Origin of the sequence: Lacinutrix sp. (assembly GCF_029238095.1) — a bacterium.
GTDB lineage: Bacteria > Bacteroidota > Bacteroidia > Flavobacteriales > Flavobacteriaceae > Lacinutrix.
On record NZ_JAQWGS010000011.1, the window covers coordinates 19,035 to 40,514 of the forward strand.

Annotated in this window: 21 protein-coding genes and 1 pseudogene; 11 read left to right on the forward strand and 11 right to left on the reverse strand. The window is 31.5% G+C overall.

Annotated features, from left to right (window positions below):
- Positions 1-18 precede the first annotated feature (18 nt).
- From P8H50_RS03475 to rlmN, 9 genes are all read left to right on the forward strand, one after another.
- Complete coding sequence (locus P8H50_RS03475) at positions 19-1,101, forward strand: bifunctional 3-deoxy-7-phosphoheptulonate synthase/chorismate mutase type II (protein WP_300205640.1); 1,083 nt, start codon at positions 19-21, stop codon at positions 1,099-1,101.
- A gap of 81 nt (positions 1,102-1,182) precedes the next feature.
- A complete protein-coding gene (gene rsgA, locus P8H50_RS03480) occupies positions 1,183-2,133 on the forward strand; it encodes a ribosome small subunit-dependent GTPase A (RefSeq protein ID WP_300205642.1) in 951 nt (316 codons plus the stop codon).
- Between the two features lie 12 nt (positions 2,134-2,145).
- Entirely contained in the window at positions 2,146-2,598 is a 453-nt protein-coding gene (dtd, locus tag P8H50_RS03485) for a D-aminoacyl-tRNA deacylase (protein WP_300205644.1), read from the forward strand.
- A 66-nt stretch (positions 2,599-2,664) separates the two neighbouring features.
- The gene (locus tag P8H50_RS03490) at positions 2,665-4,560 is read left to right on the forward strand and encodes a DUF3857 domain-containing protein (RefSeq protein WP_300205646.1); all 1,896 of its coding nucleotides are present in this window, start codon (positions 2,665-2,667) and stop codon (positions 4,558-4,560) included.
- Between the two features lie 11 nt (positions 4,561-4,571).
- Positions 4,572-5,090 (forward strand): metal-dependent hydrolase, encoded by a 519-nt coding sequence (locus P8H50_RS03495; protein ID WP_300205648.1) that lies wholly within the window; start codon positions 4,572-4,574, stop codon positions 5,088-5,090.
- On the forward strand, positions 5,080-5,406 hold the full coding sequence (locus P8H50_RS03500) for a nucleotide pyrophosphohydrolase (protein WP_300205650.1): 327 nt from the start codon (positions 5,080-5,082) through the stop codon (positions 5,404-5,406). Before P8H50_RS03495 ends, P8H50_RS03500 begins: the two co-directional genes overlap by 11 nt.
- Before the next feature lie 33 nt (positions 5,407-5,439).
- Positions 5,440-6,669 (forward strand): 3-phosphoshikimate 1-carboxyvinyltransferase, encoded by a 1,230-nt coding sequence (gene aroA, locus P8H50_RS03505; RefSeq protein ID WP_300205652.1) that lies wholly within the window; start codon positions 5,440-5,442, stop codon positions 6,667-6,669.
- A gap of 81 nt (positions 6,670-6,750) precedes the next feature.
- Positions 6,751-7,800: a tRNA preQ1(34) S-adenosylmethionine ribosyltransferase-isomerase QueA gene (queA, locus tag P8H50_RS03510; protein ID WP_300205752.1), complete on the forward strand. Its 1,050-nt coding sequence runs from the start codon at positions 6,751-6,753 to the stop codon at positions 7,798-7,800.
- A gap of 241 nt (positions 7,801-8,041) precedes the next feature.
- Positions 8,042-9,082: a 23S rRNA (adenine(2503)-C(2))-methyltransferase RlmN gene (gene rlmN, locus P8H50_RS03515; RefSeq protein WP_300205654.1), complete on the forward strand. Its 1,041-nt coding sequence runs from the start codon at positions 8,042-8,044 to the stop codon at positions 9,080-9,082.
- Between the two features lie 87 nt (positions 9,083-9,169).
- Here the strand turns inward: rlmN and P8H50_RS03520 are convergent, their stop codons facing one another.
- The 3 genes from P8H50_RS03520 to gldB form a co-directional block, all read right to left on the reverse strand.
- Positions 9,170-10,165 (reverse strand): T9SS type A sorting domain-containing protein, encoded by a 996-nt coding sequence (locus P8H50_RS03520; RefSeq protein WP_300205656.1) that lies wholly within the window; start codon positions 10,163-10,165, stop codon positions 9,170-9,172.
- A 124-nt stretch (positions 10,166-10,289) separates the two neighbouring features.
- Positions 10,290-10,625 carry a gliding motility protein GldC gene (gene gldC, locus P8H50_RS03525; RefSeq protein ID WP_300205658.1) on the reverse strand — a complete coding sequence of 112 codons (336 nt, stop codon included), beginning with the start codon at positions 10,623-10,625 and terminating at the stop codon, positions 10,290-10,292.
- Positions 10,625-11,599 carry a gliding motility lipoprotein GldB gene (gene gldB / locus P8H50_RS03530; protein WP_300205660.1) on the reverse strand — a complete coding sequence of 325 codons (975 nt, stop codon included), beginning with the start codon at positions 11,597-11,599 and terminating at the stop codon, positions 10,625-10,627. The genes gldC and gldB overlap by 1 nt, the downstream gene beginning before the upstream one ends.
- 72 nt (positions 11,600-11,671) lie before the next feature.
- On the opposite strand from gldB, the gene nadE reads away from it, so the two are divergent.
- Positions 11,672-12,460, forward strand: a complete 789-nt coding sequence (nadE, locus tag P8H50_RS03535; protein ID WP_300205662.1) for an NAD(+) synthase — start codon at positions 11,672-11,674, stop codon at positions 12,458-12,460.
- 6 nt (positions 12,461-12,466) lie between these two features.
- The gene (locus P8H50_RS03540) at positions 12,467-12,892 is read left to right on the forward strand and encodes a PH domain-containing protein (RefSeq protein WP_300205664.1); all 426 of its coding nucleotides are present in this window, start codon (positions 12,467-12,469) and stop codon (positions 12,890-12,892) included.
- 16 nt (positions 12,893-12,908) lie between these two features.
- Here the strand turns inward: P8H50_RS03540 and dnaG are convergent, their stop codons facing one another.
- The 8 genes and pseudogenes from dnaG to mreC form a co-directional block, all read right to left on the reverse strand.
- A complete protein-coding gene (gene dnaG / locus P8H50_RS03545; RefSeq protein ID WP_300205666.1) occupies positions 12,909-14,867 on the reverse strand; it encodes a DNA primase in 1,959 nt (652 codons plus the stop codon).
- Positions 14,868-14,975: 108 nt separating this feature from the next.
- Entirely contained in the window at positions 14,976-15,590 is a 615-nt protein-coding gene (locus P8H50_RS03550; protein WP_300205668.1) for a hypothetical protein, read from the reverse strand.
- 73 nt (positions 15,591-15,663) lie between these two features.
- Positions 15,664-15,806: pseudogene (locus P8H50_RS03555) on the reverse strand (RNA polymerase subunit sigma-70); the annotation flags it as partial.
- A 76-nt stretch (positions 15,807-15,882) separates the two neighbouring features.
- Entirely contained in the window at positions 15,883-16,860 is a 978-nt protein-coding gene (locus P8H50_RS03560) for a polyprenyl synthetase family protein (RefSeq protein WP_300205670.1), read from the reverse strand.
- An 85-nt stretch (positions 16,861-16,945) separates the two neighbouring features.
- Complete coding sequence (gene rodA, locus P8H50_RS03565; RefSeq protein ID WP_300205672.1) at positions 16,946-18,220, reverse strand: rod shape-determining protein RodA; 1,275 nt, start codon at positions 18,218-18,220, stop codon at positions 16,946-16,948.
- The gene (gene mrdA, locus P8H50_RS03570; protein WP_300205674.1) at positions 18,220-20,148 is read right to left on the reverse strand and encodes a penicillin-binding protein 2; all 1,929 of its coding nucleotides are present in this window, start codon (positions 20,146-20,148) and stop codon (positions 18,220-18,222) included. Before mrdA ends, rodA begins: the two co-directional genes overlap by 1 nt.
- Positions 20,145-20,654: a rod shape-determining protein MreD gene (locus P8H50_RS03575; RefSeq protein ID WP_300205677.1), complete on the reverse strand. Its 510-nt coding sequence runs from the start codon at positions 20,652-20,654 to the stop codon at positions 20,145-20,147. Before P8H50_RS03575 ends, mrdA begins: the two co-directional genes overlap by 4 nt.
- Positions 20,647-21,465 carry a rod shape-determining protein MreC gene (gene mreC / locus P8H50_RS03580; RefSeq protein ID WP_300205679.1) on the reverse strand — a complete coding sequence of 273 codons (819 nt, stop codon included), beginning with the start codon at positions 21,463-21,465 and terminating at the stop codon, positions 20,647-20,649. Before mreC ends, P8H50_RS03575 begins: the two co-directional genes overlap by 8 nt.
- Positions 21,466-21,480: the final 15 nt, after the last annotated feature.

Here is a 21,480-nt window from a genome sequence, read left to right on the forward strand (position 1 = left end):
GTATTAAAAAAAAGTAATATGGAAAATAAAAAAGAAATGAGGAACTGGTTGGATGCCATGAATTTAGAACATCCATTAGTAATTGCTGGACCATGTAGCGCAGAGACAGAAGCGCAAGTTTTAAAAATAGCGCACGAGCTTAAAGATACTGACGTAAGTTATTTTAGAGCAGGTATTTGGAAACCACGTACACGTCCAGGAATGTTTGAAGGCGTTGGTGCATTAGGTTTAAATTGGCTTAAAAAGGTAAAAGCGGAAACAGGAATGAAAACCTGTACAGAAGTAGCAAACGCTGCACACGTAAAGTTAGCGATAGAAAATGATGTCGATTTACTTTGGATTGGTGCACGCTCTACCGTAAGTCCATTTATTATGCAAGAATTGGCAGATGCTTTAGCTGGAACCGATAAAATAGTGTTGGTAAAAAATCCATTAAATCCAGATTTAGCCTTATGGTTAGGTGGAATAGAACGATTATATACTGCTGGTATTAAAAACCTAGGAGCGATACACAGAGGGTTTTCAACATACGAAAAAACCAAATATAGAAACATTCCAGAATGGCAAATTGCAATCGAGTTTCAAAACAGATTTCCAGACTTACCTTTAATTAACGATCCATCGCATATTACAGGAAAGCGTGATATGGTTTTTGATGTGTCTCAAACAGCATTAGACCTTAATTTCGATGGTTTAATGGTAGAAACACACACAGACCCAGATAATGCATGGAGTGATGCTGCACAACAAGTAACACCAACAGCACTAATTAAAATGATGCAAGATTTAAAAATCCGAAAAGTTAGTGATCCTGAGGAAGCTTTCAATAGTGAGTTAACTAACCTAAGAGCTCAAATAGATGTTGTAGATAATCAACTTATCGATTTAATGGGTAAGCGTATGCAAGTAGCAGATGGTATTGGTAAACTTAAGAAAGAGAAAAATGTTGCTGTTTTACAAAGTAAGCGTTGGAACGAAATCTTAGGAAAAATGGTGCTTCAAGGTGATGAAAAAGGTTTAAGCGAAGAGTTTATTTTAAAACTCTTTAAAGCTATTCACCAAGAATCTATTAATCATCAAGAGAAAATTCTTAAAGGATAGTAAGTTTTAGTAATTTTTTAAACATGCCATTATTAGTTAATCATTTTTAAATATTAATTAATAGTGGCATCTTTGTATTGAATGACAGGACTAGTATATAAATCTACAGGAAGTTGGTACACCGTTAAGACAGCGCTTGGTACAACTTACGAATGCCGAATTAAAGGTAAATTTCGTTTACAAGGTATAAAAAGCACAAATCCAATTGCTGTAGGCGATTATGTGGATTTTGAATTAGATACTAAAAGTGACCAAGAGACAGGTGTAATAAATAAAATTCACGATCGCGAGAATTATATTGTTAGAAAATCGGTTAATTTATCTAAGCAAACACATATTATCGCTTCTAATATCGATCAGGTTTTTCTATTAATTACTATAGATAATCCTCCTACATTTACCAGTTTTATCGATCGTTTTTTAGTAACAGCGCAAGCGTATTCCATTAAAACAATATTAGTTTTTAATAAAATAGACACCTATAATGAAGATACTATTTTAGAGGTAAAATATTTAGAGCATATCTATAGAAATACTGGTTACGAATGCGTAAGTGTTTCGGCCAAAACTGGAGAGAATATAGATAAAATTAAAGCTTTAATGGAAGGTAAAGTTAGTGTATTTACTGGTCATTCTGGAGTTGGGAAATCTACTTTAGTAAATACTATTGAACCTAGTTTAGATTTAAAAACAAAATCTATTTCTACGCAACACTCTCAAGGACAACACACCACCACATTTGCAGAAATGTTCGACTTAAGTTTTTATGCAAAAATTATTGATACACCAGGAATTAAAGGTTTTGGTGTTGTAGATATGGAAAAAGAAGAAATCAGCGATTATTTCCCAGAGTTTTTTAAATTAAGTCAGGACTGTAAATTTAATAATTGTCTACATATAGAAGAACCAAAATGTGCTGTAAAAGAAGCCTTAGAAAAAGATGAAATTGCAGCTTCTAGATACCGAAGCTATATTCAAATTATTGAAGGTGACGACCAGCATTACAGAACAGATATTTGGGATAAAGAATAATAGGAGTATAAAATGAGAGTTGTTATCCAAAGAGTTTTAAATGCAAGTGTTACAATTGAAGACAAAACTGTAGCTTCAATAGACAACGGACTTTTAATTCTTTTAGGTATTGTTGCCGAAGACACTCAAGAAGACATTACTTGGTTAACTAATAAAGTTGCAAATCTTCGTATTTTTGAAGACCAAAATGGTGTCATGAATACCTCTTTATTAGATATTAAAGGCGACGCCATAGTGGTAAGTCAGTTTACATTGTATGCAAGTACAAAAAAAGGGAATAGGCCAAGTTATATTAAAGCCGCACGACCAGAAGTTGCAATACCTCTCTATAAAACATTTAACACAACTTTAGAGGCTGTGCTAAAAAAACCAATACAAACTGGTATTTTTGGAGCAGATATGAAAGTACAATTAATAAATTCTGGACCAGTTACCATTATTATAGATTCTAAAAACAGAGAATAATTTTTTTTCATTTATATTTATTATCAAATTGCTATTAGTTATTTTTTTAATTTCCAAACCAACCAAATGTCCCATAAATTAGCATTAAACTTATTTTTTTTACTATTTAGTGTAATTGGCACTTCTCAATCAAGTAAAACCAACGCATTCACCATAAGTTCTGAATTAAAAGAGCATGCAAATGCAGTAATTAGACACCAATCTTTAGAAATAGAAATTAAAGATTACAATAAAATGATTGTAACAGAGCATCGCATAGTTACAGTTTTAAACGAGTATGGTATAAAAAAAACAGGAGCTTATTTAGGATACGATGATGCTGTTAATATTAAAGAGGTTAAAGCTATAGTTTACGATGCTTTAGGTGAAGAAATAAAAAGTTTTAAAGAAAAAGAGTTTAAAGATGTAAGTTCAATTTCCGGTGGTACTTTGTTTTCAGATAATAGAGAGAAGTACTTAAGTTATACACCATCAAGCTATCCATATACAGTGGAATTCGAAGCGCAATATGTTACTTCTACAACCGCTTTTATGCCAAGGTGGATACCTATAGAAGGTTATTTTATTAGTACAGAGTTTTCAAGTTTTAAAGTGGTTAATAGTTCAGGAGTTATTTTAAAAAAGAAAACATCAAATTTTGAAAATTACAACATTACAGAGGTTTCAGATTTCCATTTTGAAGCTAATAATTTGAAGGCTATAAAAGCTGAAGCATTTGCACCAGATTTTTCTGTATTTGCACCAGAGTTAAAGTTGGCTTTACAAGAGTTTGATATGAAAGGCGTAAAAGGAATAAACACAAGCTGGCAGTCTTTTGGTAAGTGGGTAGATACAGACTTAAATAAAGACACAGAAGTCTTACCTGAAAACGTAATTACCGAAATCACAAAGCTAACATCAGCTGCTAGTTCTGATATAGAGAAAGCCAAAATAGTCTATAAATATATGCAAGACAAAACACGTTACATAAGCGTTCAAGTTGGTATTGGAGGTTGGAAACCAATGTTAGCAAGCGATGTAGATAAATTAAGTTATGGTGATTGTAAAGCGTTGTCTAATTATACAAAAGCATTACTGAAAGCTGTTGGTATAGATTCTTATTACACCCTTATTTATGGTAAAAGAGATATAGAAAGTATAGATAAAGCGTTTTCTTCGCAACAAGGAAACCATGCCATTCTAGCAATGCCATATCAAGACAATTATGTGTTTTTAGAATGCACCAGTCAAACCACACCATTTGGCTATATTGCTAATTTTACAGACGATAGAGACGCTTTAATTATTACTCCAGAAGGTGGTAAAATCGTACATACAACTGTATACAATACAGAAGGTAATACTCAAAAAAGTCAAGCATCAATAACTTTAGATGAAACTGGAGCATTTACAGCAAAACTTGAAATTGCTTCTAAAGGAACGCAATATAATAAGTATAAAAGTTTAGAGGACAAAGAAGACAAAGACAAAACACTTTATTACAAAAATAAATACGATAATATTAATAATCTAGAGATAGTTTCTATGCGTTTTAATAATAATAAAGACAATATTGTTTACACAGAAAACTTAAAATTAAAGGCTTCTAAATATGGTTCAAGAGCAGGAAACAGAATTCTATTAATACCAAATGTGTTTAATAAAAATACATACATTCCACCACGATATCAAGAAAGAACCTTGCCTTTTGAGATAGATAGAGGTTTTGTAGATGAAGATGAATATATTTTCACTCTCTCTAATACTTTAACTGTTGAAGCCTTGTTTGATGCAGTTTCATTAACCAGTAAGTTTGGAGAGTACAATGCTAAAATTGAAAAATTAACAGATAATCAGTTAAAGTATACACGAAAATTAACTTTAAATAAAGGTAAATATACAAAGGAAGATTACAAGGCTTTTCGGAAATTTTACAGCAACATAGTAAAGCACGATAAGTCTAAAATAGCATTAAAAAAATAATTTAAAAAAATATGGCATCAATTTTTGGTCATGGATTAGTTGGTTTTACATTAGTCAAAATCGCTAAAGGGAAGACCAATAAATTACTGCTATTCTTAGCTATTGGCTCTGCTTTAGTCCCAGATTTAGATGTTATAACATTTGGTAAAATACCATATTCACATCCTTTTGGACATCGTGGTTTTACTCATTCAATAGTTTTTGCTCTGTTTTGGGCAACAGTTTTGTCGTTCATTTTTACAAAAACAAAAAAGAAACTTTTCTTTATAGTTATCTTTCTTTCTACGCTCTCTCATGGTGTTTTAGATGCTATAACAACAGGAGGAAGAGGTGTTGGTTTTTTTATTCCGTTTAATAATGAACGGTTTTTCTTTCCGTGGAAAGTTATAAAAGTATCACCAATTGGAATTAGCGAATTCTTTTCGAGTTGGGGTATGCAAGTTATTTTAAACGAATTAAAATATATTGGTATTCCATGCCTAATAGTTTTATTATTTTTGCACTATAAAAACAAAGACAATGGACATTAAAAACGCACAACAAGAAGTAGATAATTGGATTAAAAACCATGGTGTTCGTTATTTTAATGAGCTCACCAATATGGCACAACTTACAGAAGAAGTTGGAGAGGTTGCTAGAATTATTGCAAGACGCTATGGAGAACAGAGTGAAAAAGAAAGTGATAAAAATAAAGATTTAGGCGAAGAATTAGCAGATGTAATGTTTGTTGTTTTATGTCTTGCAAACCAAACAGGAATAGATTTGCAGGAGGCTTTCGATAAAAAGCTAGATATAAAAACGAAGCGTGATCACGATAGACACCACAATAACCAGAAGCTAAAATAAACTTCCAATTCTTCAAAGTATTCAAATTATAAAATGAATTTAAAACTCAAACAGTCTTATATAAAACAACAGTCTTCAATCCAAATTACAGGCTCTAAAAGCGAGTCTAATAGATTGTTATTACTTCAAGCATTATATCCAGAGATAAAAATTGAAAACGTCTCTAATAGCGACGATTCTCAATTAATGACAAAAGCCTTAGCTTCCACAGAAGAAGAAATAGACATTCATCACGCAGGAACAGCCATGCGCTTTTTAACAGCCTATTTTGCTACTCAAAAAGATAGAGAAACCATACTTACAGGTTCTAAACGCATGAAAGAAAGACCAATTAAAATTTTGGTCGATGCCTTAAATCAATTAGGCGCTAATATTTCATATCAAGAAAAAGAAGGCTATCCACCACTTTTAATACACGGTAAAGTACTCAATAAAAATAAGGTGACTTTAAAGGCAAATGTTAGTAGCCAATACATTTCGGCGATATTATTAATTGCGTCTAAACTCGAAAATGGTATTGTACTTACTTTAAATGGAAAGATAACATCTGTGCCTTATATTAATATGACTTTAGATTTATTAAAACGTATTGGTGTAGCCTCAACATTTATAGATAACACCATAACGGTTAATCCAAAAAGAGAAGCTATAAAAAACACGTTGTTAACTGTGGAATCCGATTGGTCATCTGCCTCATATTATTACAGTATTGTTGCACTTTCTAAAATAGGAACTACTATAGAATTGTCATCATACACTAAAAATAGTTTACAAGGCGACTCTGCTCTAACAGAATTATATAAAAGTTTTGGTGTTAAAACAACCTATAAAGAACAATCTATTGTTATTGAAAAAATAAAAACAATTAGCCAAGAGACTAGTATTGATTTCGATTTGGCAAATGCACCAGATATTGCGCAAACCATCGCAGTAACAGCTTTTGCTTTAGGTTTAAAATCTAATTTAACAGGATTACACACCCTTAAAATCAAAGAGACCGATAGATTAGAAGCGTTAAAAACAGAAATTGAAAAATTAGGTGGGCAAATAAAAATCACAAATGAGAGTCTTCATCTTTCAGCTTCAAAAAAAATAAAAAAACATATGGTAATCGCAACCTACAACGACCATAGAATGGCCATGGCTTTCGCACCTTTAGCCTTAAAAGTGCCAGTAGAAATTGAAGATTATACTGTGGTTTCAAAATCGTATCCAACGTTTTGGAAAGACTTAAATAGCTTAGGAATAGAAATTAATAAATAATAATCACTCATTTACTTGACAACGCCTATCTTGAGATTGTATATTTGCAACTTTCTAAACCTAAACACGTCAAGCATGAAAATGAAATTATCACACTTTAACTTCGAATTACCCGAGGAGTTATTGGCAGAATATCCATCGGAAAATAGAGACGAAGCACGTTTAATGGTTTTAAATCGTAAAGAGCAAACCATAGAACATAAACAATTTAAAGATATTATAGATTATTTTGATGAGGACGATGTCATGATTCTTAATGATACAAAAGTTTTTCCAGCTCGCCTTTTTGGAAACAAAGAAAAAACAGGAGCCAGAATAGAAGTCTTTTTATTACGCGAATTAAACGAAGAACAACGTCTTTGGGATGTACTTGTAGATCCAGCTCGTAAAATAAGAATAGGAAATAAATTATACTTTGGTGACGACGAAAGTTTAGTTGCAGAGGTTATAGATAATACAACTTCAAGAGGAAGAACACTACGTTTCCTTTACGATGGTTCTTATACAGAGTTCCGTAAAAAATTAACCTCGTTAGGGCAAACACCATTACCTAAATATATTAAAAGAGAAGTAGAACCAGAAGACGAGGAGCGTTATCAAACTATTTTTGCAGAAAAGGAAGGAGCTGTAGCAGCTCCAACTGCAGGAATGCATTTTTCTAAACACTTATTAAAGCGTTTAGAAATTAAAGGAGTAGACTTTGCTAAAGTAACATTACACGTAGGTTTAGGCACCTTTAACTCTGTTGAGGTAGAAGATTTATCTAAACATAAAATGGATAGTGAAGAAGTGCAGATAGGCTCAGAAACAGTAGAGAAAATAAATAAAGCGTTAAAAAATAGACGTCGTATTTGTGCAGTAGGTACAACAGCTATGCGAGCAGTAGAAAGTTCTGTATCTTCAAACCAAACCTTAAATGAAATAGATGGTTGGACTAACAAATTTATTTTTCCTCCATACGATTTTAGTATTGCAAACAGTATGATTACAAATTTTCATACACCAAAATCAACATTAATGATGATGGCTTCTGCTTTTGCAGGACACGATTTTATTAAAAAAGCATATGCCGAAGCGATAAAAGAAAAGTATAAATTCTACAGTTATGGAGATGCAATGTTAATTATCTAATTATCAATAACATACAAAAAAATAAAACCTCTTTTCGCTCTAAGTTAAAAGAGGTTTTTTTATGGCGTTACCTACTTTTGCTCTTTTAAAGCAAAAGCAGGTCAGGCTCTCGGCAGTCGCTCTCTGCGAGGAGCTTCAACAAGTGCCTCCATCCTTAACGCTGGCTTACCATTAGTTTTTTTAGTAAAAAACAAAAAGTGTTAAGCAAACATCAATAATTAATTACCTTTGTGCTAACACTATGGAAATAAAGAAAAAAGACATTCGAGCATTAACCAAAGAACAACTTCGAGAGTTCTTTGTAAAAGAAGGAGATAAAGCCTTTCGTGGCAACCAAGTATACGAATGGTTGTGGAGTAAAGGTGCGCATACTTTTGAGGATATGACAAATATTTCTAAAGAAACCCGCCAAATGCTAGAAGACAACTTCGTTATTAACCATATTGAGGTAGATACAATGCAACGTAGTAGTGATGGTACAGTAAAAAATGCTGTAAAGTTACACGATGGCTTAATAGTAGAATCTGTACTTATCCCAACCGAAACCAGAACGACAGCCTGTGTGTCTAGTCAAGTTGGCTGTAGTTTAGATTGTAAATTTTGTGCAACATCACGTTTAAAACGTATGCGTAATCTAAATCCAGATGAGATTTACGACCAAGTAGTTGCCATAGACAGAGAGAGTAGATTATACTTTAATAGACCACTAAGTAATATTGTGTTTATGGGAATGGGAGAACCACTCATGAACTATAATAATGTTATAAAAGCCATAGATAAAATTACATCTCCAGAAGGTTTAGGAATGTCTCCAAAACGAATAGTAGTTTCAACATCTGGTGTTCCAAAAATGATTAAAAAAATGGCAGACGATGCCGTAAAGTTTAATCTTGCAGTATCCTTACACTCTGCAATAGACGAAGTAAGAACAAGTATAATGCCTTTTAACGAAACGTTTCCACTTAAAGATTTAAAAGAAGCTTTAGAATATTGGTATAAAAAAACAGAGCGTAAAATTACTTACGAATATGTAGTTTGGGATGGCATAAATGATAGTATGAAAGATATTGAGGCTTTAGTGAAGTTCTGTAAATATGTGCCTTGTAAGGTAAATATTATAGAATACAACCCAATAGATGATGGAGCATTTCAACAAGCTTCAAATACAACGATAGATAATTATATTGCAGAATTAGAACGTAATCGTATTGTTGTAAATGTACGTAGAAGTAGAGGCAAAGATATTGATGCAGCTTGCGGACAGCTGGCTAATAAAACATAATTGTACTATTCTAAGTAAAGTAATATAAAAAGCCTCATTTTATTTATAAAAATGAGGCTTTAAAATTTTAAAATAAGTTTGAGAAACTTATTTTTTCACAAATTTAATTGCTTCAGTTCTTCCATCAACACTAACTTTAGCTATATAAATACCATCTGTTATATTTGATAGGTTTATAGTTTCATTAGTTTCTGATAGTTTATTGTTTAATACTTGTTGTCCTAAAATACTATAGATTTCTACATTAGTAAATGGTAAACTAGAAGACTTAAAAGTTAAATCATTAGTATTTACATTATAAAAATGAGAGATTGAATTGTTAGATTCAAATTCTTCAGTAGATAATGAAGGGTCCATTTCTGTCGTAAATGTATAGTCTACACTTGTAACTGTTCCAAGGCAGTTTGTTGAGGTTATAGACCATTGGTAAGTAGTATTATATGCCCAAGTATAATTAATGGTTACTGGGTTTCCAACGCCAGATGCAGTACCAACACCTACAATATTAAAATCATAAACTGTTGCTTCACCATTATCTGACCAAGAAAAAGGGCCAACGGCTAGATTCGCAGGATCTGTATCATCAATAGGTACATCAACAGCATTATCTACAGGACTAGGAGCTACTGCAGCGTCTGGAGCAGCACCAGCTGTACAGCTACATGAAGCACTAGTACATTGAATTGTTGTTAACGTATTTTCGGCACCAGATTCATCACAAGTTGCATCTAAATGCCAGTGGAGAATAATATCTGGCGTAGTTGCTGTGAAAGTTACAGAAGGAGTTCCATGTCCTAATACAGTACCACCTATTGCAGGTGCAGCCCAATCTATTTCAGCAATTGTAATATAAATACCATTCATATTCGTTGCATTAACTGTGTATGTGTTTCCTGCTACAAAACCAGTCATTGCAGTATATTCTCCTGCTCCATAATTGTTAGTAGCAATCGTTTGTACAGCACCATCATTAAGCATTGTTATAAGACCGGTTGGCCAATTTCCACCACCAATACTAGTACATTGTCCAGAAGACCATAATGATACTGATAAACATAAAACTAATAAAGTAATTTTTTTCATAAAAAATAAAATTTAGTTAATAATTTTTCTAATATAAATAATTTTTTTATTTCCATTAAAAAAATAAATCAATAAATAATTTTTATCGATAAAACACTATTTTTTAACGATATAAAGCGTGTTGTTATTTGTTTTTCAATTCAAGTTTTTCAGCAAAATAATCACAAAAATCTTTCATAGTTGCTGTCATTTTATCATCTTGAGTAGCACGATTAAATGTATTACTCATGGCCACTAAGGTTTGATGAAAAAACACTTTCATTTCATCTACAGGCATATCTTTTGTCCATAAATCTATACGTAAAGATTCTTGTGCTTTACTATCCCAAACTGAAAGCATCATTGCTTTAGCTTCAGCATTTGTAATACCACCATCTTCTGCGGTCCAATTAAGTTTTTCTGGAACTCGATTCTCGTCTAATTCTACGTTTAAAGTGATTTTAGATTTTAAATTTGCCATTATTTTCTTGGTTTATATTTTGCATTATCAAATATTTCTTCGGTACTTTTGGTAAGCATTTGTTTAAAAGAAATAGTATTATTTTTCATGTAATCGCGCACTATTTGCCAGCCAATATATTTTCCAATTTCTCCTGGAGACTCGCTGTCTATCTGTTCTAAGTAAAATTTAGAAAAAGGTGCAGGATTAATAAAACGGCTAGGTAGTTTTGTGTCTGTATTAAATAACAATTCTTTATCTACAAAATAGCGCCAAATATACTCTTCGTTGGCTTTAGCCCAATTATATTCGGCTTCTGTATAATTTAATTTTTCTGCATCTGTTTTAAACGGAATGACTTTGTCTTTAAAATACAACAGTTTGCCTTCGAATATTAAATCGTCTAAAAATGTTTTTCTGCGTTGATTAAAAGTATAGTGTTTAGCATAATTTGTAGCTAAATCTACAACTAGGTGTTTAGGTTCTAGATCTTCTGCAATGTATTCTTGAATACCATCGTAAAAAAAATGGTCTTTGCCAAGGTAATTTGCTAATGGTAAAACAACTATAGTGTCTGTTACAATTACTTTATTTCTATAGTCTACATCTGTTGCAACAGTAATGACTCTTGGTGTTTTAAATTCTGGAAAATAATATTTTACATGTTTAAATAAAGATTCTATTTCTACTGTTTCTTTTTTTAAATTTTCAAATTTTTTAATGGTTTCGTTTTGTAATTCTTGTTGTAAAGTGTCTTTTAATTTGTTTAGCCAAAAAGCATCATCATAACTTTTTACAAATAAAAACGGATAGGCTTCCTTAAGTTGAGGTAAGGTATTAGGTGTTACTTCTGCGAAAGCTTTATCAAAACGTTCAACTGTAAAATCAATACTAATTTTAGAGATTTCAGCTTCGATTTTGTCCTCTTTTTCACACGAAAATAGTGTTAGAGAAGACAGTAAAAGAAAATAAATAGGTTTCAAAAGGCTTTTCATTTTTATTCCTAAAGTGTTTACTTTATTTTTGTTAGGCAAAGGTACTATTCTTTGTTTTAAATACTTTAAAAAATGCAAACAGAAAAAGTAGTTAATCATATTGTTAATTGGTTAAAAGACTATGCTACTAACGCAAGAGTTAATGGATTTGTTGTAGGAATTTCTGGTGGAATAGATTCTGCAGTTACTTCTACTTTATGTGCAAAAACAGGATTAGAGGTTTTGTGCATAGAAATGCCAATACATCAAGCTGCTAGTCATGTGTCTAGAGCAGAAGAGCACATTAAGCAATTAAAATCTCGTTTTCCAAATGTTAGCGATACACGTACAGACTTAACACCTGTTTTTGAGGAGTTTAAAACCGAAGTGTCTCTAGAAGGCAAACAAGAAGTTGTTGATATGGCTTTAGCAAATACTAGAGCGCGATTAAGGATGGCCACTTTATACTATCATGCTGGTTTATTAGGGTTGTTAGTTGCTGGAACAGGAAATAAAGTTGAAGATTTTGGCGTAGGTTTTTACACCAAATATGGAGATGGAGGTGTAGATTTGAGTCCGATTGCTGATTTGCTTAAAAGCGAAGTCTATGCTATTGGTGAGTTTTTAAAAGTGCCAAGTTCAATAATGAAAGCTGCACCAAGCGACGGACTTTTTGGTGATGCCAGAAGTGATGAAGACCAAATAGGAGCATCTTACCCAGAATTAGAATGGGCTATGCTAGAGAGTGAAAAAGGTAGTACAGCAAATGATTTTAGTGGAAGAAAAAAGGAAGTGTTTACTATTTTTAAACGCTATAACACTGCTAACAGACATAAGATGATACCAATTCCTGTTTGTGAAATTCCTAAAGAAATAATGTAATTTGTTATGGCTAAAAAATATTCGTCTAAAATATCTTATGGATTGTTGGTTGTATTATTTATTGTTTTTTTTAGTCCAATAATTATAAACCTAATTATTGATGGAGTTTATAAAGCATTAGTCTTACTCTTATTATTTTTAATTATAGTTTATGTATTTATATTACATATGTTTTTTAAAACAGAATATTTAATTGAAGAAAGCCAACTACAAGTAAGATGTGGCTTCTTTACTTACAAACCAATTAATATTCTAGATATAAAAGAAATTTCAAAATCAACTAATATTATTTCATCACCAGCAGCTTCATTTGATCGCATTGAAATTAAATATGGAAAATTTGAAGAGTTAATAATTTCACCAAAAAATAAAATTCAATTTGCTAAAGATTTGATGTTTATTAATCCAAATATTAAAAATAATTTGGCTTAATTAGTTCTTAGTCATTTTAAAGTACACGATTTAACTTTCTTGATAACAACATTTTTAAACCAGAATAATCTTTTACTTCTTCTAAAATACTTCTATTAACTTCGTTTTTGTTTTCTATAGTTTTTTGTTGAAAACCAATTACTTTTTTGTCTATTAAATGGCAACGTAAACTTAAAATGGTTTCGCTTACTAATTGTGCAATACTTTCTTTTTTAGACTTTGGGAAAATGTTTTTTCGTTCCCAATCAGACAATTCGTAACGTTCATCTTCCATTAAAATATTAGTAATCTCACTACTAATTTCTTGATTTTCGTTATTAATAAATTGTTCTGATGAAAAATCTGGATTCTGATTTAAAGTTTCTATTATCTTGTAATATAAAGTTTTAAACTGTTCGTTAGAGAATTCCATTTCATCATCTTGCAAATCTAAAAACACTTTTTCAAATACTTTGGCTTGTTGTATTACTGGTTCTAAAATAAGAACACCTTTTTCATTTTCTTTAAGAACGAGGTCTTCAAAATCTTCAGTTTTGTTTCCATATAGCAATAAAATTTCTATAATTTTTCGTTCTAAAACATATTGTACATCAATTTTTGTTATAGGCGTTTGGTGTTTAATAACTTCAAAGGCTTGTTGTGGTTTTTGTTGTTGTTTGGCTTGATCGTTTGCTTCTTTTTGTGTGAGTTGTGCTAGCGTGCTAAAAAGTACGTCTTCGCTAATATCCATAATTCTAGAACATTCTTGTATATAAACTTCGCGTTTAATACGATCTGGAATTTTAGCGATACTGTTAATAATATCTCTAATGGTCTCTGCTTTTTTTATTGGGTCGTTTTGTGACTCTTCAAATAAAACCGAAGCCTTAAATTGAATAAAATCTTTAGCATTTTCATTTAGGTAATGCTTTAATTCTTCTAGTGTATTTGTTTTTGCAAAACTATCTGGATCTTCACCTTCTGGAAAGCTACAAACCTTAACATTCATGCCTTGCTCAAGAATAAGATCGATACCTCTTATAGAGGCTCTCATTCCAGCTGCATCTCCATCAAAAAGTACAGTAATGTTTTTTGTTAATCTGTTTATTAATCGAATTTGATCACTAGTTAAAGCGGTTCCAGAAGAAGACACAACATTGGTAACACCAGTTTGATGAAACTGTATCACATCAGTATATCCTTCAACTAAATAACAATTGTCTTCTTTTGCAATACTTTGTTTTGCATGGTAAATACCATATAACACTTTACTCTTGTGGTAAATATCACTTTCTGGTGAGTTTAAATATTTTGCTGCTTTTTTATCATTGGTTAATATACGTCCACCAAAGCCTAAAACACGACCACTCATACTTTGTATTGGGAACATAACACGACCTTTAAACCTATCAAACTGTTTATCGCCTTTGTCTATAGTTAAGCCAGTTTCTGCTAAAAATTCTAGCTTGTAACCTTTTTTTAAAGCCTCGTCTGTAAAACCACTCCAAGCCTCTGTACAGTAACCTAAGTCGAATTTTTTGATAGTTTCGTCTGTAAAACCACGTTCTTTAAAATAGCTTAAACCTATGGCTTTACCTTTGTCTGTTTTATGTAAAATATGCTTAAAATAGGTGTTTGCATATTCACTAACTAAATATAGACTTTCGCGTCTGTCTTGTGCCTCTTTTTCTTCGTTAGACTTTTTGGTTTCTTCAATCTCGATATTGTATTTTTTAGCGAGGTATTTTATAGCTTCAGGATAGGTAAAATGTTCGTGTTCCATTAAAAAAGCTACTACGTTTCCACCTTTTCCACTAGAAAAATCTTTCCATATTTGTTTTACTGGTGAGACCATAAAACTTGGTGAACGCTCTTCGCTAAACGGACTTAACCCTTTATAGTTACTACCTGCTTTTTTTAACTGCACAAAATCGCCAATCACCTCCTCTAATCGAGCAGTTTCGTATACTTGGTCTATGGTAGATTTTGAAATCAATTACTTTGAAGTTTTAAGCTTTTGCAGAATAACGATGTAAATGTAATATAATTAGAATGCTTTTGAAAGTTTACAGATTTTTTAATTAAAGAAACTAACACAAATTTTTTAATCTAAGTCTACTCTTAATCCAAGCGATATATTATTTTGCTTTATAGCTTGATTTCTGAAGGTTTCAGATAAATCGTATTTGGCATAAAGACTCATATCACCAACACCAACATAAGTACCTAAACCATAAACAAAATTACTAACGTTAAAATCGCGTCTTATTTTTTGTTTCACTCTGTCTCCATCTTCTTTATAACGTAATTTAAGTTGTGAACCTAAATTTAAACCTCCATAAGCACCAATACCAAATTTAAATTTACCATTGTTGATATAGCGTACTCTGTCTTTTTTCTCAATGGTTTTCATTGGTCCAAACTCAAAGTATAAAGGGAAAACTAAGTTTGTATTTCTAAATTCAGATTGTTTTAAGTCTGATGAAAATGTTTCTAATGTATTAGTATTACCATTTTGGACTAATATTTTATTGTCTTTAAGTTCGTATTTATTCCATTGAAACATAAAACCATATTTTAATCGTGGTGAATTTCCAGACTTACCAAGTCTTGTTTTCCAATTCCAACCTAATTCTACAAAACCAGAGCCTCCAATTTTGTATGGCGAGTCGCTAAGGCTTTGTCCATCTATAATAGCATTATTTAACCCAAAAGCCATAACAAGGTCGTTGCTTGTGCGAATGTCGTATTTAACGGCTTCACTTTTTTTAGATTTAGTGTAAGATACACTGTTGTAAATCTTTAATATAGTATCTGCAAACGCTTAACATTTTTGGTGCATGCAACTCGTACAATACGTGTTGTGCTTCACGATTGTTTTTTGAGCTCTTTTTATAAGCCTCGTTTCATTTTTATAGAGTTGAATAACTTTCAAAAAACTGTTAGTTTAGTGGTTCTATATATAAAGACGCAATTTGTGTGCAAAAGGTTGCCTCGTGATTAAAAAAAAATTATTTTTTTCTTTCAATCACGTAATTTACCATTAATTCTAAAGAAGATTTGTAGCTTGAATCTGGAAATTTTTGCAATATTTGTAGGGCTTCGGTTTGAAATGCTTTCATTTTTGTAACAGCATAGTCTAAGCCTCCATTATCTTTAACAAAAGCAATCACTTCGCTCACGCGTTTTTTGTTTTTATTATGGTTTTTAATGGAGTTAATAAGCCAATTTTTATCTTTTTTGCTTACAATGTTTAGTACGTGAATAAGCGGTAAAGTCATTTTTTGCTCTTTAATATCGATACCTACTGGTTTACCAATGCTGTTGGTGCCATAGTCGAACAGATCGTCCTTAATTTGAAATGCCATACCAATAAGCTCTCCAAACTTTCGCATGGTTTCTACATCTTCAGATCCTGGTTTTACAGATGCTGCACCAAGACTGCAGCAGGCAGCAATTAAGGTCGCTGTTTTTTGTCTTATTATCTCGTAATATACTGCTTCTGTAATGTCTAATCTTCTGGCTTTTTCAATTTGTAGTAACTCGCCTTCGCTCATTTCTCTAACTGCTACAGAAATAATTTTTAGTAAATCGAAATCGTTATTATCTATAGAGAGTAATAGGCCTTTAGAGAGTAAGTAGTCGCCAATAAGCACTGCTATTTTATTTTTCCAAAGGGCATTTATACTAAAGAAACCTCGACGTTTATTACTATCGTCTACAACATCATCATGTACTAGTGTTGCGGTATGAATTAACTCTATAACTGAAGCTCCTCTATAGGTTCTGTCTAAAACTTCACCATTAGATACCATTTTAGCGACAAGAAACACGAACATTGGTCGCATTTGTTTGCCTTTTCTTGTAACGATATAATGTGTAATTCTGTTTAATAACGGAACTTTAGAAGCCATTGCCAAGCGGAACTTTTGTTCAAAAAGATCCATTTCGTAAGCAATGGGTTGTTTTATTTGTTCGGTTATTTTCAATAGAAAAAATATAGAGTTACAAAGCTAATAATAAAGTTTGTTTAATTATGTTAATTAAATGTTGTAAAAAGTAACATAATACTTGTTACCACTCGTTTATTCTGTTAGAGTCTAATTTTATAAAAATAAACACAAGAATTGTAAATCCCCAAAGTCCAGAGCCACCATAACTAAAAAGAGGTAACGGAATACCAATAGTTGGTATTAAACCCATAACCATACCAATATTAATTAAAAAATGGATAAATAGTATGGCTCCAACCGAGTAACCATAAATGCGACTAAATTGCGATTTTTGGAGTTCGGCTAAGTGTAAAATACGTAGAATAAGTAACACAAAAATAAGGACTACACTAAAGCTGCCTATAAATCCCCATTCTTCGCCTACAGTTGTAAAAATATAATCTGTATGTTGTTCTGGTACAAACTTACCTTTGGTTCTAGTACCTTCCATAAAACCTTTGCCCTTTAGTCCTCCTGAGCTAATGGCTTTTTCACTCTCTAAAAGGTTGTATGCAGCCTCTTTCTTCATCTTTTCTAGCTTTTCTGCATCTTTTTCTAAACTTAGCCAAATTGTAATTCTGTCTTTTTGGTGGACTGGTAAAAGTGTACTATACGTATAGCGAACTCCAAAAGCTATTAATAGTGCAATTGTTAAGGTTAAAACTGGCTGAAAAAAGGAAGGTTTTTTTTTGAGAGAAAAAAAGTAACCAAAGACAAGTAGTACTGTAATACACATAGTAATTATTACACCAAATTTTAAAGCAGAAATCGCTAAAACAGTTAAAAGCGAACCTATAATTAAATATATTTTTGGAAGCCCTTCGCGATAGAGTACAAAGAAGAATGCACCATAAACTAATGTGCTTCCTGCATCTTTTTGTAATAAAATTAGAAATGCTGGAATAACAATAATTGCAAAAATGCGTATTTGATGTTTAAATAGCTTAATGTCTGTTTGTAAATCACTAACATATTTTGCTACTGCTAAAGCTGTTGCTGCTTTTGCAAACTCACTTGGTTGCAAAGTCATACCTCCTAAATCGTACCATGAAGTGGCACCATTTATATTTTTTCCAAATATAAATAAGCCAACTAAAGAGAGGAGAGAAGCAAAATAGATAATACTGGAAAAACGTTCATAAAATTTAGTATCTATAGAGAGTATAAGAATGATTAAAATAACCGAAAGGATGATAAAAATAAGCTGTTTGCCGTAAAACTCTGTAAAACTAAAATAGTCTATAATTTCGCCAGTATGTGAAGCAGATAAAATATTTAACCAACCAAAACCTGCTAGTATAAAAAACAGTAAAATGGTAATCCAATCGAACTTAAAATGTCTATCTGTTTGTCTCATTAAGGTGTTAGCTTAATATTAGTTTTGTCTGGAAAGGCTATATTTTCTTCTAAAGGAATAATTTGATATTCTGTTTCTCTATTAATTTTAAAAGGTTTTCCAGATTGAGGTTTAGCGTATTCGTTTTCTAAACTATGTGTGAGTAACCATTCTTCTAGATCTTTTCTAGAAATGGTCTTGTTAATGTATTTTTCAATCATTAAACTCGCCACTCTTCCGGCAAATCTACTTCCAAAATAACCGTTTTCTACAAAAACTGCTAAGGCTATTTTAGGGTTATCTTTTGGAGCAAATGCAACAAATATAGAGTGATCTGTTAGTTGTGTTCTCACACTGTCTATAATAGCAAAATTTTCTACAGTTCCTGTTTTTCCACAAATTTCTAGGTCTTTTACTTGAAGGCCACTTGCGGTTCCGTTTTTATAAACTTGAAACATGCCTTCAATTACAGGATCAAAATGTTTTTTCGCTATTGTTGTGTAGTTAGGTTTTGTAAAATTTTCTGGTAAGGTTTCGCCATCAATAGCTTTAATTATATGAGGTGTGTAATAATAACCACGATTAGCAATTGCTGCTGTCATGTTTGCTAATTGAATAGGAGTTGTAGCTACTTCACCTTGACCAATGGCATTAGATAATGTGTATGTAGAATAGAATTCTTTTGGATAAGCATTTCTGTAATAATCTCTATCAGGAATTCTGCCTTTTTGTCCCACAACTAAGTCGTTGTTTAAATAATTACCAAGGCCAAAACTTTTTACATGGTTACTCCAAACATCTATACCATTTGATGCATTATTATTTTTGTCTAATATTTTTCTGTAAAGGTTTGCAAAATAGGCATTACAAGATTTTTGAATACCTAAGACCATATCTCTAGAACCTCCACCACAATGGCAACCCATAAAACGATTTCCAAATTTATAACCATTTTGGCAAACAATCCTATCGTTAGTTTTTATCACATCTTCTTGCAAGGCAACAAGTGCATTCATCAGTTTAAAAGGAGAACCAGGATTATATACGCCTTGTAAGCTTCTATTAAATAAAGGTTTAGCTATGGTGTCTCTTAATAACTTATTAAAGTTTTTAGAGCGTTTTCTTCCTACTAAATCATTTGGATTGTAGCTAGGAGCAGCAATCATGGCTAAAATTTCTCCTGTACTAGGTTCTATAGCAATAATACCACCACGTTTATTTTGCATCAACCATTCTCCATAAGCTTGAAGTTCTGAATCTATAGTTATTTTAATGTCTTTACCTGGTTCTGGTAAGGTGTCATTTGCACCATCATTGTATGGTCCTATGTTTCTATTAAATCTATCTTTTTGAAAAAACTTGATGCCTTTTCTACCGCGTAAAATAGCTTCATAAGATTTTTCAACACCTTGTTTTCCTATTAAATCACCTAAATTATAATATGGATCATTATTAATATCTCTATTATTAACTTCGCCAATGTCTCCTAATACATTGGCACCAATAGTAGTTTCGTATTGTCTTAAAGATCGTTTTTGAATGTGAAAACCTTTGTATTTTCTCATTTTTTCTTGAAGTACAGCATAGTCTTCTTTAGATAAATGAGATACAAATGGAGAAGCTATTCGCCATGAATAATGTTTGGCTTTTTCAAACTGACTAATAAAACGTGCTTTGTCAATTTTTAGTAGTCTACAAAACTCTAAGGTGTCTAAAGGTTCTACTTCTCTTGGTATTACCATTACATCGTAAGAGGGTTGGTTTGCTACTAGAAGCGTTCCGTTTCTATCGTAAACAAACCCTCTTTTTGGGTAATCATAAACCTTTCTAATAGCATTATCATCAAAAATACTATCAGAGTTTGAATTGTAAATTTGAAGATAAAATAGTCTTGCTGTAAATAATACACCAACAAGAATAACAGAAAGAAAGAGTAAAAACTGTCTCATTTTTTATTTGTGCCACCAAAAATTATAGTTATTAATACACATAATAAAATAGTAAATATACTTGAGAATAACGTGTTTTTGAGTACTAAAAATATCTTTGAAAAGTTAAAAATTTCAAGTAAAAATAAAATGAAATGGTGAATTAAAACAAGTATGGTAATATAAGTAATACGTTGCCCAAAATCTACATTGCCAAATTTAATAGCATTATGCTCGTATACTGCTCCAAAACTAAACTTTAGTGCTGCAGGTCTTATAAAAGCAATGGTTACAGTTGCAGCAGCATGTATACCTCCTGAGTCTAAAAACATATCAATTAATAAACCTAAAAGAAAACTTAATAAAATAAAAATAAGTCTGTTGTTTTTTACAGGAAATAGTAAAACAAATAAAATGTATGGATACGGATTTATATTGCCTAAAAAGTTAACATGACTTAAAAGGAGAACTTGTATTAATAACAATACAATAAAACGAATGGTATGTATAGATAATAAATTAGTCATTATCTTTTAATATGTTTTCTATAATTTTAGCATCTTTATTTTCTATAATATAAACATGTTCAATACTTGTCATATCATTAAATAGCACAATGTCTATTTCATAATAATTTTCGGCATTATCTAGTTTAAAATTAGAAATTGTACCAACTGGAATCCCTTTAGGAAAAATGGCAGAACGACCAGATGTAATTATAGTATCTCCTTTTGCTACAGTTGCAATTTTTGGAATTTCGGAAAGTTGAATTGTGTTTGGTGAGTTTCCGTTCCATTTTAGTGAACCAAAATGAGGTGTTTTTTTTAATTTAGCACTAATACTACTCGTGGTATTTAAAATAGAAAGTACTGTTGCATAATTTCTATTTGTTTTTTCTACTATACCAATAATACCTTTGCTAGACACCACACCAAAATCTTGTTTAATACTATCATTATCTCCTTTGTTTAATAGTAAAATATTATTGGTCGTTGCGTAACTGTTTCTTATAACTTGAGCAGCTGTAAATTTATATTTTTTATTGTAATTTGTACTGTCAATATAATTAGTGTCTGGTGTTTGCTTTGTATTATACAGAATTGATTTTAAGCGTTTATTGTCTTCTTGAAGTAGTTTGTTTTGGTTTTTTAAATCGAAGTATTCACTCATAGAATTTGAAGCGTTATAAATACCTCCACTTAAAAAATTAGCAGAATTTATAAATCTACTTCTGTGGTAACTGTGAGATTGAATAGTTAACATTACCGAAACAAATAACAATAGCACAAACAGAAGAAACGTTTTGTTTCTTAGTATAAAGTTTACTATTTGTTGCATTTATTAAGGGTAGTT